The sequence below is a fragment of the Dissulfurimicrobium sp. genome (assembly GCF_049968175.1).
GTDB classification, from domain to species: Bacteria; Desulfobacterota; Dissulfuribacteria; order Dissulfuribacterales; family Sh68; genus Dissulfurimicrobium; species Dissulfurimicrobium hydrothermale.
In genome coordinates this window covers 50,491-64,461 of the sequence record NZ_JBMFRG010000001.1, presented here as the reverse complement: position 1 = coordinate 64,461, position 13,971 = coordinate 50,491, and the positions used below count along the sequence as shown (strand labels likewise).

The window sequence follows — 13,971 nt, the reverse complement described above, 5'->3', positions numbered from 1 at the left end:
CGAGACAGCCGCCATGGCCGAACCGAAATAGAAGGTCGCGGATGAAGAGACGTGATCCCAGAGCCAGCCCCCGATGATGCTTGCAGGGAGCATGGCGAGTCCCACAACGGTATTGTACACGCCGAATGCAGTGGCCTTGAAGTCCTGGGGTATAATGGTTGCAAGGTATGCCTTCTGGATCCCTTCGGTAAGCCCCATGAATATACCGTACAGGGCAAACAGGAGCCAGACCACGCGGGCATCTCCCGTAACTGCAAAGCCGTAATAGACGAACGCAAACAGGATAAGTCCAAGAAGGATTATCCGTTTTTTCCCGAATCTGTCAGCGGCCATGCCCGCAGGGATGGCTGAGAAGGCATAGATCAGGTTGAATATTAGATAGACTATCGGGATGAGCGTGGGTTTGATGCCCGCTTGTTGCGCCTTGAGTATCAGGAATGCGTCGCTTGAATTGCCAAAGGCGAATATGACGGCGATTACTATGAAGAGCCTGAATCTCCAGTTGAAATGCCTCAAGGTGAGACAGGGCCTTTCGGCGGCAGGCGTCTTCGCCTTCTTCTTTTCCGTGATAAAAAAGACGATGAGGAGCACCGCTATAACCCCTGGGATTATCGAGATCCAGAAGACAAGCCTGTAATTGTTCTGGAAAAGTCCGAGAATTGAAAAGGCCGCAAGCGGTCCCGCCACTGCGCCCATGGTGTCCATGGAGCGGTGAAGGCTGAATGCCCTGGCAAGATAGGCCGCCTCTGTGGACTCGGCCAGGATTGCATCCCGCGGGGCGGTTCGCACCCCTTTGCCAAGGCGATCTATGAACCTTGAGGCCAGGACCTCATGCCATGATCCAGATATGGCCATGATGGGTCTGCTCAAGACCGCCAGACTATATCCGGTGGCCATAAGCCACTTCCTGCTCCCGATCCTGTCTGAGAGCCATCCGGAGAAGACCTTTAGAATACTTGCTGTGGACTCTGCAATGCCCTCGATGAGACCTATAATCGCCTTGTCCGCGCCAAGGACATTGGCCAGAAACAGGGGCGCAAGCGGATAGACCATCTCTGAACTTGCATCCATGAAGAAACTCACAAGGCCCGTGATGACTACATTTTTATTGAATCCCCTGGTGAATCCAAAGAGCCCCCTTTTTTCTTGCATTTATCCCCTCTTTTATTTCACCACAGTAGGGTGGCCTACAAGTATGTCTGTTTCTATTTGAATACCCTTTTCTTCTGCCTTTTTCTCAAGCTCCGAGTGAAGTCCCTTATAATGCCTGGTTGCATTGTCGATAACCGCATCCATCTCCACAATTTCACTTAGTTCAGGCGGCTGGGCCACAGAAATGACTGTGACCTCAGGCCCTTCTCCTGCGCCCGGACAGAACCTGGCCAGTTCGAGGGCGAAGTCAAAGGCCTTGTAGGACTGGGGCGAGCCGTCAAATGCGACGATGATTTTTTTAAGCATATCTGCCTCCTTTTGTTTTTAGGGGACCTTTAAAAATCGTCCCTTCAAGTCCCCTTTATTTTTTGTCCACATCTTTTCTCTCAGGCAATAGATAGTGAGGGAGGAAAAAGGCGTTGGCAATGAGCGTCGGGACCACTGCGCTTCCGATCACCGTTGCTATCAAAAGCGAGTACTGCCCTTTAGTAATTATACCATGGGTCAGGCCGAAGAGGGCCGATATGGAGCCGAAGGTCAGACCTGTTGACATGAGAAGGGTGGTGTAAACCGCCTCCTTTTGGGCGTACCTATAGAGCTTCGTGGCTGGATAGACACCTATTATCTTGGTGATCATCTTGCCCATAAAGAGGACGAGGAGGGCAAAGGGCGCGGCGAAAAGGGCCGAGACGGACACGTAAGAGCCTGCCCTTATAAAATAGAAAGGGGTGAGGAGGCCGAAGGTCAGGGTCCTCAGCCTCCTGATAAGCACATGGTCTTTACCGACCGTTCCGGCAAGCACCATGCCCACGAGATATGCCGGCAGGACCGCCTCGCTTCCAGACCAGGCAGCCAGGGAGCCGAGGCCGAAGAGGACAAGAAGCAGAAATTTGGCCTCAAGCTCAGACGGGCGGTCGCCGTATTTTTTGAAAAATCTCGGGGTAAGATAGGGGAGGATGATAAATACCGCGATGCCGGATACAATAAAGATAACTGTTTTGATGGTAAATGGCGCAAAGATCATGCCGAGCGCAACGACCGTCCCGAGGTCATTCACAAAACATGCGGCCAGAACGGCCTTTCCAAATTCAGTCTTATTAAATCCAAGTTCAAGCATGACCGCATAGACGACCGCGACAGAGGTGGTTGAAAGCGCGACCCCCGCAAGCCAGCTTGCCTGGCTCGACCAGCCAAGGAGATAATAGGCCAGGGCTGCGCACCCCAAAAAGGGCGCAAAGAAGGCGATGATGCCGATGACCGTGGCCTCTTTCCACTTGATTTTGAAGACATCCGGATCAAGCTCCGCCCCTGCCAGAAATGTGAGCACTATGGCCCCTGCGCCTGACAAAAACACGATCCACGGCTCACCAGCACCCAAAGACCGCCCGATCAAGGCGCCGATCAAGAGCTGCGCCACCGTACCCACCACAATTTCGGAAAGGGCGGTGGCGATACGAAACCAGATGGAAAGAAGGGTGGCGATCAAGGCAAGACCCAACCATAGCGCCGCTATACCCCAGACCTCATGCATGAGCCTTCTCCTTTCGGATAGGTATAAAAAAACTCCTATCCTTAAAAATTTGAATTTTAAGGATAGGAGTCATTAGCCTCTGCTTATGAAATCAGGTGCGGTTAACGGCGAACCCCATCGCCTGTATGAATTTTATATCATCATGATGCTGGAAAAGCAAGCAACGGTTAGCAACATATTTCTGTCAGCAAATATATTCCTTGACATATCACTTTATAATCCTTAATATTGCGTTCAAAGTAAGGCGGGCGTAGCTCAGTTGGTAGAGTACAAGCTTCCCAAGCTTGGGGTCGCGGGTTCGAGGCCCGTCGCCCGCTCCATCCCTTTTTGAGGTTTGCGCAACTGGCTGCCGCAAGGCAGCCGCGGCCTTACTTCAATTAGTGGAGTTTATGTGGATTTGTCCTTTTTGGGGATAATTTTAAAATATCATAAACCCTACTTATTGAAGCGGGCTTTAGGCCCGTTTTTTATTTATGGCAAGAGAAAAAAAGACGGAAGACGTAGTGAGGGCGCTTCTTGAGCCGGTCATTGCATCGTATGGAATGGAGCTTGTGGATGTGCATTGCGGCCGTGATCCTCGCGGAATGGTCTTAAGGCTTGTCTTGGACAAGGCAGGGGGTGTCGACATAGACGATTGCGCCGAGATCAGCCGTCTGGCCGGGGATATACTTGATGTGCACGACCCTATTGAAGGTCCGTACACACTTGAGGTCTCTTCGCCTGGGATAAACAGGCCGCTTAAAAAGATGGAGGACTTTGAGAGATTCAGGGGTCAAAATGTATTTATTGAGACCAGTGAACTCATAAACGGGCGTAGGCGTTTCAGGGGCCTTTTGGAGGGTGTGAGCAATGGGATTGTGGCGGTGTTTGCGGACAAGATTGCCTTTGAGATCCCATTTGAGAAGATATCAAAGGCCAGGCTTGATATTATTTAAACGCTAAAGGACACTAAATCATGTCTTCAGAGCTTAAAAAGATTATAGATCAGGTAAGTAAGGAAAAGGGTCTGGACCGGGAAATCCTGATATCCGCCCTTGAAGAGGCCATAAAATCTGCGATCAAGAGGCGTTACGGTGCCGATCTTGAGCTAGAGGTCAATTACAATCCCGAGCTTGGAGAGATTGAGGTCTTTCAATACAGGGTCGTGGTGGAAAATGCATCCAACAAAGACATCGAAATATCGCTTGAGGAGGCGAGGGAGCTCGACCCCGAGAGCCAATTGGGAGATAGCATCGGCGTAAAGATGGATGTGTCCTCTCTTGGCAGGATTGCCGCTCAGTCTGCCAGGCAGGTGATAATGCAGAAGATGAAGACGGCTGAAAAGGATCTGATCTACGAAGAGTTCAAGGACAGGGTCGGCGATATAGTAAACGGTACGATTCAGAGGTTTGAGCGTGGCAATGCCATTGTAAACCTTGGGCGTACCGAGGCAGTCTTGCCAGTGTCAGAACAGATACCTACAGAAAATTATCGACGCGGTGACAGGGTGAGGGCATATATTCTCGAGGTCAAGAGGGATGCAAAAGACTCGCAGGTTGTGCTCTCCAGGACCCATCCCGATTTTCTTGTAAAGCTCTTTAGCCTTGAGGTGCCCGAGATCGCCGATGGCACCGTAAAGATCATGGGTGTCGCCAGGGAGCCAGGCAGCAGGGCCAAGATCGCCGTGAGTTCCAGTGCATCTGATGTCGACCCTGTGGGGGCATGTGTGGGTATGAGAGGTTCGCGGGTGCAGGCGGTTGTGCAGGAACTCAGGGGCGAAAAGATAGATATCGTCCCATGGAGCCCTGATCCGGCCAGATATCTGTATAATGCCCTCGCCCCGGCCGAGTGTTCCAAGGTCATAGTTGACGAAAACAACCATAGCCTTGAGGCTATTGTCCCTGACGATCAGCTGTCGTTGGCCATAGGACGTCAGGGGCAAAACGTGCGTCTTGCTGCAAAGCTTATGGGTTGGAAGATAGATGTCAAGAGCGAGCTTCGCTATGCACACCTTGAAGACCCGGCATATCTTGAATTGTTGAAGGTGCCTGGTATGACGGAGGCTATAGCTGACAAGATATATGAGCAGGGCATAAAGACGCCTGAACAGCTGGCTGGCATGGATCCGGTTGAATTGGCCCGTGGGGCGCGCATCAAAAGAGAGGCGGCCGCTTCGCTGATCAAAGAGGCGGCGAAGATGCCTCTGGCGGCACAGGGTGAGGGTCAGGCCGCTGCAGGTGATGAGCCGGCGGCCTAATGGAAGAGTTAGAGGGTAAAGATGGCAAAGATAAGAGTCCACGAACTGGCTAAGGAGCTTGGCATAGCCAACAAAGAGATGGAGTTGAGGCTCAAAGAGCTAGGCTACAGGATCAAAAGCTACATGAGTACCCTTGAGGACTATGAGGCCCAGGAGATCAGGCGGAAGATCTTGGCCGAAAAAGAAGGGGTTGCAGCCTTTCAAAAAAAGGAATCCACCCCTGTGGTCAGGCGCAGACATGCAGTGATCCGCATAAAAAAATTAGTCCCATCCGGTCTTTCCGAAGAGTCAACCAAGACGGAAGAAGGTCCTGCCCAGGTTCAGGCCCAGGAGGTTTCTGTTTCTGAAGAGATGCACGGTGAGGTTGAGTCTGGATCGGCTTTGGTAGAGGCTGCTTCCGGTGCGGCTCAGGCTGGCGGCGAGCCGATTGTCAGGGAAGGCGAGCATGAAGATGTCGGACTGGTTGAGCAACCTGAAGGCGGTCGAATAGAGGCTGGGAAAAGAGAGGATGAAAGGCCGGCAGGGCCGAAGAGTTTTGTAAAGATACTTGATAGACCCAAGGTCGTGATCACCAAGCCAGCCCAACGCCAGGCGCCGCCGAGGCAGGCTCAGCAAAGGCCTCTTGGCCCGAGGCCGTCAAAGGAGCAATTGGCCGAAAGGTCTGGTGGACCTCTGAAAATAGGTCCTCAAGTTGAGGTACCACCTGTCATTATCCCGCCTGTCGAAAAGGCTGCAAAAAAGAAACAGCTGAAACGCGTCGTGCAGATGTCGGAGATGGAAGAAACCGCAAAGAGGCGCAAGGCGCAGCCGAAAAAACAAGAGAAACCGAAGCCCATCACAAAGCTCCTGGTTGAAGAATTGGGTCTTATTGAGGCTCCCATACAGGCTGAGCCTGAGATGTTGCCGTCTATTCCAAAACCCTCGGCCCCTTTGAAGAAAAAGGCCTCCAAGGCCAAAAAGTCTGGTGAGGCCGCTGCGCCGTCCCCTCTAAGGCCAGGTAAGCGAAAGCTGGTCATATATGAGACCATCCAGGTCGGAGAGCTTGCCAAGCGCATGGGGATCAAGGTCGGTGATGTAATTGCAAGGCTCATACGTTTGGGTGTCATGGTTACTGCAAACCAGGCCATTGATTATGAGACGGCCATGCTGGTCGCGGCTGATTTTGATTATGAGGTCGAAAAAAAAGCCGTTGCCGAAGACATGATCCAGATGGAAGAGGCCCAGATCGGCGGCGGAGATCTGAGATTGCGCCCGCCGGTCGTGACCGTCATGGGTCATGTGGATCACGGAAAGACCTCACTTTTAGATGCGATACGCCATGCAGATGTCGCCTCAGGAGAGGCTGGCGGGATCACGCAGCACATAGGCGCATATCACGTTACGCTGCCTTCCGGCCATGAAGTGGTATTTCTCGATACGCCTGGCCATGAGGCGTTTACCGCCATGCGCGCAAGGGGTGCTAAGGTCACTGATATCGTAATACTTGTTGTGGCAGCGGACGACGGTGTAATGGCCCAGACGAAGGAGGCGATAGATCATGCCAAGGCGGCCGGGGTGCCTATTATAGTTGCCGTGAACAAGATCGACAAGCCAGGCGCTAACCCTGACAAGGTAAAGAGTGAGCTTGCTGAGCTGGGTCTTGTGCCGGAGGAATGGGGTGGAGACACCATATTTGTAAACATCTCGGCCAAGAAAAAGATCGGCATAGAAGAACTCCTTGAGATGCTTGCATTGCAGTCAGAAGTACTTGAGCTTAAGGCTGATCCGAAGAGGCCGGCCAAGGGGCATGTAATCGAGGCCAAGCTTGATAAGGGCCGCGGTCCTGTGGCGACGCTCCTTATATCCGACGGTACCCTTCATGTGGGTGACGCCATAGTGTGTTCGCTATATTACGGCAAGGTAAGGGCCATGATAAACGACAAAGGCGGGCAGATAGAATCGGCCGGTCCATCAATGCCTGTTGAGATTCAAGGTCTCTCCGGCGTGCCGGAGGCAGGCAATGAATTTATAGTCTTGCCGGACGAGAAAAAGGCAAGGGAGGTGGCCGAATACCGCCAGAGAAAGGCCAGGGAGGCTGAATTCGCTAAGGTGAGAAAGATGAGCCTCGAGAGTGTGTTTGATAGGCTTAAAGAAGATGAGATCAAAGAGCTCAATATAGTCCTGAAGGTGGATGTTCAGGGTTCGCTGGAGGCCCTTGCCAATGCGCTTCGCAAGCTTAGTACAAATGAGATAAAGGTAAATGTAGTCGGAAGCGGCATCGGCGCTGTTACCGAATCAGACGTTCTGCTTGCCTCGGCTTCGAATGCCATCATAATCGGTTTTAATGTGAGACCGAGCCCGCAGGCAAGGGCCCTGGCAGAGCAAGAGAGGGTCGATATCCGTTTTTATGATGTCATATACAATGCCATCGAAGAGGTAAAAAGTGCAATGACGGGCCTTTTGGAGCCCGTATATGAAGAAAAGATTACAGGGAGGGCTGAGGTGCGCCAGGCGTTTCATATCCCAAAGGTTGGGGTCGTTGCAGGCTGTTATGTGCTCGAGGGCATTATGCAGAGGAATTCTAAGGCGCGGCTGCTCAGAGACAATGTGGTAGTATATACAGGCAAGATTATATCCCTGCGTCGCTTTAAAGAAGACGTAAGAGAGGTGCATGCGGGTTACGAATGCGGTGTAGGTCTTGAAAAGTTCAACGACATCAAGGCCGGTGACATAATAGAAACCTATAAGCTGGAAGAGAAGGCTGCGGTCTTGGGCGATGTCGTTTCAGAGGGGGATGCTCTGCAATAAATCCCTCTTTCCTCCATTAATCCCCTCGAGTGGAAAGAGCGGAACTTGGATGCGAAATGGTTGATGCAGATACAGCATATACAATGGTTGTAGGCGTGGTAAGACTCAGTGTGAGGTTGCCTGATAATCATTCGCTTAAAGGCAAGAGGCAGGTGATAAGTAGTCTGATAGGTCGCATCAGGAGTAGGTTTAATGTGGCGGTCTCTGAGACGGCCTATCATGACCTCTGGCAGCTGGCTGAGATTGGGATAACCACCATAGGCAACCGCCAGCCAGTAATAGACGCGGCATTGAACAAGATATTGGATTTTATAGAAGGTATCCGTCTTGTAGAGGTGATCGAGACGGATATAGAGATAATACATTTTAACAGACAAGGTCTTTAAGTATGCCTCACAGGTTTTCACGTTCGAAGCGGGTTGCTGATCAGATCAAGAGGGATCTGGCTGCCATGTTTATGGGTGAGATCAAAGACCCGAGGATAGCTGCCGTTATGGCTGTTATGCATGTGGATGTGAGCGAAGACCTGCGTTACGCAAAGGTGTTTGTGTCGGTCATGGGCGGCCCCAAGGAACAGTCCGAGGTCCTGGCTGGTCTTAGGAGCGCCGGGGGTTTTATCAGGTCTGCCCTTGCCTCTCGAATTGACATAAGGCGTGTGCCCGAACTTCAGTTTTTGATCGATCACAGCCTTGAAGATAGGGCCAGAATAGAGATGTTGATCAACAGGGCCAAGGAAAGAGAGAAGGCCTAAAAAGGATGTTGTTTGCGAAAATGATTGAAGCCTTTCGCAGTTGTCTCAAGCTAGACGAAGCGGCCATCAAGAAGGTCGCGGAAGTACTCAATTCGTCGGATTCCTTTGTCGTTACATGTCACGTGAGGCCTGACGGAGACGCCGTCGGTTCGATCTTGGGCCTTGGGCTTGCACTTAAAGATGCCGGGAGGGGCGCTGTGATCTATACCGAGGAGCCTATCCCTGAGCGTCTCGCCTTTCTGCCCGGTTCGGAGTTTGTCGTAAGCGGTGCGGCGCCGATGCCGGAAAGATTCATCCTTGTCGTACTTGATTGCAACGAGCCGGTGAGGATTGGTGCGCGTTTTGCGGAGTTGGTTGAGAAGGCCTCGGGGGTGGTAGTCCTCGATCACCATCTAGCCAAGATCCTTGATAGTTGGGGTGGAAAGATCTCGGTCTCATATATAGAACCCGGTGTCTTTGCGACTGGCGCCATTGTTTACCTGGTGATTGAGGAGCTTGGTTGGCCTATATCAGACGCTGTCGCCTCGAATATATATGCGGCCATACTATCTGATACTGGTTGTTTTTGTCACAGCAATACAAACGAGGCGGCGTTTTTGATGGCTGCCAAGATGGTTGGCCATGGGGCGGATCCGTATGCGATAGCAAATGGCCTTTATCAAAATTATTCTGTAGCCAGACAACGGCTCCTAGCCCTTGCATTGAAGACTTTGGAGCTGAAGGGGCGCGACAGGATAGGTCTTATGCAGGTTACGCCGGATATGTTTAAGATATGTGGTGCAAGTGAATCCGACACCGACGATTTTGTAGGTTATGTCCGTGCACTTCGCTCTGTAGAGGTAGCTGTATTTATAAAAGAGGTACATGAAGGTCAGACCTATGTCAGCTTAAGGTCCAAATCTTTCTATAATGTGTCCGAGCTTGCGCAGGAGTTTGGGGGTGGAGGTCATGTCAGGGCCGCTGGCTTCCGGATGGCGGCTTCGGCCTCTGAGGTGAGAGGGCTGTTGCTGAACAGGCTCATTCAGGATTTTGATGCGCTTGGTGGTACCGATGTCGGTGATTGATGGGGTGGTTGTAATAGACAAGCCTGCAGGGATGACCTCGTTCAGGGTCGTGAATGCGGTTCGCAGGCGCCTTTCTGTGAAAAAGGCCGGGCATACAGGTTCCCTTGATCCTATGGCCACAGGGGTGTTGCCCATATGTCTTGGAAGGGCTACCAAGCTCGCTGGCCTTATTATGGAGGGTCGAAAGGTCTATGAAGGAAGGATCCGCCTCGGTATAAGCACGGATACCTATGATGCGGATGGCAAGGTCACGGCCATACATCCTGTACCCGATCTCGATCCTGAGGTGATCATAAAAGCGGTGCAGAGGTTTACAGGGCGCCTGCTCCAGATGCCACCGCCCTTTTCCGCGGTCAAGCACAACGGACAACCACTGTACAAACTTGCCCGTAAGGGGATTTTTGTAGAGAAGGCACCCCGCACTATCGAGGTCTTTTCCTTTGAATTGCCGGAGATCACCCTTCCTGATATAAACTTCAGAATCTGTTGTACGAAGGGGACATATATAAGATCTATAGCGCATGAACTGGGGGAATATCTGGGGACGGGAGGTCATCTTGCCGCCCTTAGAAGGGTGCAGAGCGGTCTGTTCGGCATTGAGCAGGCCGTAGATCTGGGCAGGTTTGATGAGATAGTGTCAGCGGGCAGGCTTTCCGAGATTATAACGCCTATAGATGTAGTGTGCGTAAAGGCAGAGACGATCTAGTTGCAGGGCCTTGCCTTTCGGCAGAAGGATTCGATTGGACTTAACTATTTTTATAAATTTAATAAATAAGGAGGAAACAGACGGTGGTTCTCACGCCAGAACTTAAAAAGGATTTGATAGAGAAATATAAGCTCCATATGACCGATACCGGTTCGCCGGAGGTTCAGATCGCCCTTTTGAGCGCAAGGATAGGGTATCTAACAGAACATTTTAAGGGGCACCAAAAAGACCACAGTTCAAGACAAGGGCTTTTAAGGTTAGTCAGCCGCAGGAGACGCCTGCTTGATTATCTCAAGAACAAAGACATCGAAAGATACAGAAATATCATAAGGGAGCTCAATATCAGGAAGTAAGATAAAGGATGTGAATAGATGAACAAGGTGGAAACACAGATAAACGGCATGACCTTTAGCCTCGAGACCGGTCGCCTGGCAAGACAGGCAAGCGGATCGGTACTGGCAAGTGTTGGGGAGACTGTGGTCCTGGTGACGGTCGTAAGCTCGCCGGATATAAAGGAGGGGGTAGATTTTTTACCGCTCATTGTGGATTATCAGGAGATGTTCTATGCCGCTGGTCGTATCCCTGGGGGCTATTTCCGGAGGGAGGTCGGTAGGCCAAGCGAGAAGGAGACGCTGACTTCAAGGCTCATAGACAGACCCCTCAGGCCCAGGTTCCCCAAGGGGTATCGTTATGACACCCAGATTATCGCTACGGTCTTGTCTGCCGATCCTGAGGTTGATCCGGATGTTATCGCCATAACCGGCGCTTCGGCTGCACTCTGTGTCTCTGATGTGCCATTCGACGGCCCGATAGCGGGGGTCAGGGTGGGCAGGGTGAATGGTTCTTTTGTGGTCAACCCAACCAAGACCCAGCTTGCCGCCTCTGACCTTAATCTTATAGTGGCTGGCTCAAAAGATGCAGTTGTCATGGTCGAAGGCGGTGCCAATATACTGCCGGAACAAGTCGTCTTGGACGCCATTTTTTTTGGCCATGCGGCACTCCAGCCCCTTATTGAACAACAGGAAGAACTGATGCGGCTTGCAGGAAGACCGAAGAGGGCTATTACATCGGTGGATATAGACCCGCTTCTTGCGAAGAGGGTGCGCGAGCTTGCCACAGACGGCCTCAGGGCTGCCCTCTCCAAGGTGGCCAAGGTCGAGAGATCCGAGGCCGTCAGGGGCGTAGTGAAGGCTGCCCTGGAAGCGGTGACTATGGAGCGGCCGGGTAGTGAGCAGGAGGCGTCCGAGGTATTGAAAGAGCTTGAAAAGGAGATCATGAGGGGAATGATTGTGGATGGAAGGCGTCGCATAGACGGCAGGGCCTTTGATGAGGTCCGTCCCATAACATGTTTTGTAGGAGACTTGCCAAGGACGCACGGCTCAGCCGTCTTTACCAGGGGCGAGACCCAGGCGCTCGTGGTGGCGACATTGGGCAGTTCCGAAGATGAGCAGCGAATAGAGTCGCTGGGCGGCGAGATACTCAAAAACTTCATGCTCCACTACAACTTCCCGCCATACTGCGTTGGAGAGGTTAGGCCGCTGAGAGGCCCTGCAAGGCGCGACATAGGTCATGGGGCATTGGCGGAACGCGGGCTTTTGAGCGTAATGCCTTCGCCTGACGTTTTTCCTTATACCATCCGTGTGGTTTCAAACGTGTTGGAGTCTAACGGCTCCTCATCTATGGCCACCGTCTGCGGCGCCACTCTGGCTATGATGGATGCAGGCATACCGATAAAGGAAATGGTGGCCGGTGTGGCCATGGGTCTTATAAAAGAAGGGGATGACTTCATAATCCTTTCCGATATACTTGGTGATGAAGACCATCTCGGCGACATGGACTTTAAAGTGGTTGGTACAAAAGACGGGGTTACAGCCCTTCAGATGGACATCAAGATATCTGGGATCACCAAAGAGGTGCTCGAAAAGGCGCTGGATCAGGCCAAGGAGTCAAGGGGTTTTATACTCGGTGAGATGAGAAAGGTGATGGACAGACCGAGGGAGGAGCTCTGTTTTTATGCACCCAGAATAACCACTTTGCAGATCAATCCTGACAGGATTAAAGATCTGATAGGGCCCGGCGGGAAGAATATCAGGGGGATCACATCTGCCTGCGGGGTCAAGATAGACGTGGATGACTCCGGCCGCGTAAACATATTCGCTTCGTCCGGGGATGCGGCCGAGAAGGCTGTAAGCATGATAAAAGGACTTACTAGAGAGGCTGAGGTGGGCGAGATTTACGAGGGTACGGTCAAAAAGATCGTAGAATTTGGGGCATTTGTAGAGATATTCCCTGGCACCGATGGGTTGCTTCATATTTCACAGATAGAAAACAGGCGGATAAATGATGTCCACGAGGTGTTGAATGAAGGCGACAGGGTCCTTGTAAAGGTGCTTGAAATCGACAAGCAGGGCAAGATAAGACTCAGCCGCAAGGCCGTTTTAAACAATGGGCAAGAGAGGGCCGGCGCGATTAAGTAATGGAAGGCGTATATTCAAAATCAGTCCTTCAAAACGGGGTGAGGGTCATTACGGAGAAGATACCCGATGTCCGTTCCGTATCTGTGGGGATATGGGTAGCCGCTGGATCGAGGGACGAGGACCGAGATGAGGCTGGGATATCGCATTTTATCGAACATATGGTTTTCAAGGGGACTGAGCGGTATTCTTCTCTTGATATCGCGAAGATATTCGATCAGATGGGCGGCATATCTAATGCTTTTACCTCAAAAGAGATCACCTGTTTTCATGTTAAGGTCCTGAAGAACCACATGGATAAGGCCGTCGGCCTCCTGTCCGATATGTTTCTTCATTCGGTCTTTGATCCTGTTGAGATAGAAAAGGAGTGTCAGGTGGTACTCCAGGAGATTGGCATGGTTGAAGACTCGCCGGATGACCTGATCCACGACCTGTTTTGTGAGGCCTATTGGCCTGATCACGGTCTCGGTCGCTCGATCCTTGGGACCAGGGAGACGGTTTCGGCGTTTGATTCCGATTCCATAAGGCGGTATATGAGCAAGGTATACAAGGGGTCAAAGGTCATTGTGGCCGCTGCAGGGGATGTGGACCATGAGGCTTTTCGCGATAGGATAAACGGGCTCTTTGACGTTCTTGCCGATGGAAACGGCGTTGTCGCCAGATCGGCCCCACTCCCGAAGGCCGGTATCCGTTTTGTCAGGAAGGAATTGGAGCAGGCGCATATACTTTTCGGCTTCAAAGGGCCATCTGTTACAGATAAGTGGCGTTTTACCGCGATGCTTTTTAATGTAATACTAGGCGGCTCAATGGGCTCAAGGCTATTTCAGGAGGTGAGAGAGAAGAGAGGGCTTGCATATTCGGTCTATTCCTTTCTCTCGTCATATGAAGATGCAGGCCTTCTTGGTACCTATGCAGCTGTGGCCCCTGACAATGTCTCGGCGGTGGCTGAGATTATACGTGGCGAGATAATGAAATTGGCCACGTGTCCTTTGTTGATTGAGGAATTGGATGCAGCCAGGGATCATCTGAAGAGTGAATTGCTCCTTTTGTCGGAGAGTACAGACGTAAGGATGGCCAGGCTTGCAAAAAATGAGATAGCATATGGAAGGCAGGTGTCTTACGATGAGGTGGTGGACAATATAGAGGCGGTTTCCAGTGAAGACATAATTGCCTTTGCGGATGCATGCCTCAGCGGCGATGCCTCGTTGGTCTGTCTTGGTCCTGTTTCAGACGCGGAGGTCCATAGATGCGCCGGGTTGATCTAGGGAAG

Annotated in this window: 13 protein-coding genes, 1 tRNA gene and 1 riboswitch; of the genes, 11 read left to right on the top strand and 3 right to left on the bottom strand. The window is 51.6% G+C overall.

Annotation, left to right across the window (positions count from 1 at the left end):
* The 3 genes from ACP5SG_RS00305 to ACP5SG_RS00295 form a co-directional block, all read right to left on the bottom strand.
* Positions 1 to 1,152 (bottom strand): MFS transporter (locus ACP5SG_RS00305; protein ID WP_428120910.1); only part of this gene is annotated, 1,152 nt, incomplete at its 3' end.
* Between the two features lie 12 nt (positions 1,153 to 1,164).
* Positions 1,165 to 1,458 carry a universal stress protein gene (locus ACP5SG_RS00300; protein ID WP_428120907.1) on the bottom strand — a complete coding sequence of 98 codons (294 nt, stop codon included), beginning with the start codon at positions 1,456 to 1,458 and terminating at the stop codon, positions 1,165 to 1,167.
* 55 nt (positions 1,459 to 1,513) lie between these two features.
* Positions 1,514 to 2,683, bottom strand: a complete 1,170-nt coding sequence (locus tag ACP5SG_RS00295) for a cation:proton antiporter (protein ID WP_428120902.1) — start codon at positions 2,681 to 2,683, stop codon at positions 1,514 to 1,516.
* 56 nt (positions 2,684 to 2,739) lie between these two features.
* Positions 2,740 to 2,814: riboswitch (Fluoride riboswitch) on the bottom strand.
* 113 nt (positions 2,815 to 2,927) lie between these two features.
* Between ACP5SG_RS00295 and ACP5SG_RS00290 the strand changes: the two genes are divergently transcribed.
* The 11 genes from ACP5SG_RS00290 (at position 2,928) to ACP5SG_RS00240 (ending at position 13,966) form a co-directional block, all read left to right on the top strand.
* Positions 2,928 to 3,003: transfer RNA gene (locus tag ACP5SG_RS00290), tRNA-Gly, on the top strand.
* A 153-nt stretch (positions 3,004 to 3,156) separates the two neighbouring features.
* Complete coding sequence (gene rimP / locus ACP5SG_RS00285; protein WP_424661828.1) at positions 3,157 to 3,618, top strand: ribosome maturation factor RimP; 462 nt, start codon at positions 3,157 to 3,159, stop codon at positions 3,616 to 3,618.
* Positions 3,619 to 3,638: 20 nt separating this feature from the next.
* The gene (nusA, locus tag ACP5SG_RS00280; RefSeq protein ID WP_237888973.1) at positions 3,639 to 4,919 is read left to right on the top strand and encodes a transcription termination factor NusA; all 1,281 of its coding nucleotides are present in this window, start codon (positions 3,639 to 3,641) and stop codon (positions 4,917 to 4,919) included.
* A 21-nt stretch (positions 4,920 to 4,940) separates the two neighbouring features.
* Positions 4,941 to 7,706 (top strand): translation initiation factor IF-2, encoded by a 2,766-nt coding sequence (infB, locus tag ACP5SG_RS00275; protein WP_237888972.1) that lies wholly within the window; start codon positions 4,941 to 4,943, stop codon positions 7,704 to 7,706.
* A gap of 56 nt (positions 7,707 to 7,762) precedes the next feature.
* Positions 7,763 to 8,092, top strand: coding sequence for a DUF503 domain-containing protein (locus ACP5SG_RS00270; RefSeq protein WP_237888971.1), 330 nt, complete (start codon positions 7,763 to 7,765; stop codon positions 8,090 to 8,092).
* Positions 8,093 to 8,094: 2 nt separating this feature from the next.
* A complete protein-coding gene (rbfA, locus tag ACP5SG_RS00265; protein WP_237888970.1) occupies positions 8,095 to 8,457 on the top strand; it encodes a 30S ribosome-binding factor RbfA in 363 nt (120 codons plus the stop codon).
* 20 nt (positions 8,458 to 8,477) lie between these two features.
* The gene (locus ACP5SG_RS00260; RefSeq protein ID WP_428120896.1) at positions 8,478 to 9,521 is read left to right on the top strand and encodes a DHH family phosphoesterase; all 1,044 of its coding nucleotides are present in this window, start codon (positions 8,478 to 8,480) and stop codon (positions 9,519 to 9,521) included.
* A complete protein-coding gene (truB, locus tag ACP5SG_RS00255) occupies positions 9,508 to 10,227 on the top strand; it encodes a tRNA pseudouridine(55) synthase TruB (protein ID WP_237888968.1) in 720 nt (239 codons plus the stop codon). The genes ACP5SG_RS00260 and truB overlap by 14 nt, the downstream gene beginning before the upstream one ends.
* A gap of 83 nt (positions 10,228 to 10,310) precedes the next feature.
* Entirely contained in the window at positions 10,311 to 10,580 is a 270-nt protein-coding gene (gene rpsO / locus ACP5SG_RS00250; RefSeq protein ID WP_237888967.1) for a 30S ribosomal protein S15, read from the top strand.
* A gap of 18 nt (positions 10,581 to 10,598) precedes the next feature.
* Positions 10,599 to 12,704 carry a polyribonucleotide nucleotidyltransferase gene (pnp, locus tag ACP5SG_RS00245; RefSeq protein WP_428120891.1) on the top strand — a complete coding sequence of 702 codons (2,106 nt, stop codon included), beginning with the start codon at positions 10,599 to 10,601 and terminating at the stop codon, positions 12,702 to 12,704.
* Entirely contained in the window at positions 12,704 to 13,966 is a 1,263-nt protein-coding gene (locus ACP5SG_RS00240; RefSeq protein WP_428120887.1) for a M16 family metallopeptidase, read from the top strand. Before pnp ends, ACP5SG_RS00240 begins: the two co-directional genes overlap by 1 nt.
* The last annotated feature ends 5 nt before the right edge of the window (positions 13,967 to 13,971 follow it).

Excerpts from the sequence above, each read along its gene's own strand:
- ACP5SG_RS00260 (WP_428120896.1), top strand. The coding sequence starts at position 8,478 with ATGATTGAAGCCTTTCGCAGTTGTCTCAAGCTAGACGAAGCGGCCATC.
- rimP (WP_424661828.1), top strand. The coding sequence starts at position 3,157 with ATGGCAAGAGAAAAAAAGACGGAAGACGTAGTGAGGGCGCTTCTTGAG.
- ACP5SG_RS00240 (WP_428120887.1), top strand. The coding sequence starts at position 12,704 with ATGGAAGGCGTATATTCAAAATCAGTCCTTCAAAACGGGGTGAGGGTC.
- ACP5SG_RS00270 (WP_237888971.1), top strand. The coding sequence starts at position 7,763 with ATGGTTGATGCAGATACAGCATATACAATGGTTGTAGGCGTGGTAAGA.
- pnp (WP_428120891.1), top strand. The coding sequence starts at position 10,599 with ATGAACAAGGTGGAAACACAGATAAACGGCATGACCTTTAGCCTCGAG.
- rbfA (WP_237888970.1), top strand. The coding sequence starts at position 8,095 with ATGCCTCACAGGTTTTCACGTTCGAAGCGGGTTGCTGATCAGATCAAG.
- infB (WP_237888972.1), top strand. The coding sequence starts at position 4,941 with ATGGCAAAGATAAGAGTCCACGAACTGGCTAAGGAGCTTGGCATAGCC.
- truB (WP_237888968.1), top strand. The coding sequence starts at position 9,508 with ATGTCGGTGATTGATGGGGTGGTTGTAATAGACAAGCCTGCAGGGATG.
- nusA (WP_237888973.1), top strand. The coding sequence starts at position 3,639 with ATGTCTTCAGAGCTTAAAAAGATTATAGATCAGGTAAGTAAGGAAAAG.
- ACP5SG_RS00295 (WP_428120902.1), bottom strand. The coding sequence starts at position 2,683 with ATGCATGAGGTCTGGGGTATAGCGGCGCTATGGTTGGGTCTTGCCTTG.
- ACP5SG_RS00300 (WP_428120907.1), bottom strand. The coding sequence starts at position 1,458 with ATGCTTAAAAAAATCATCGTCGCATTTGACGGCTCGCCCCAGTCCTAC.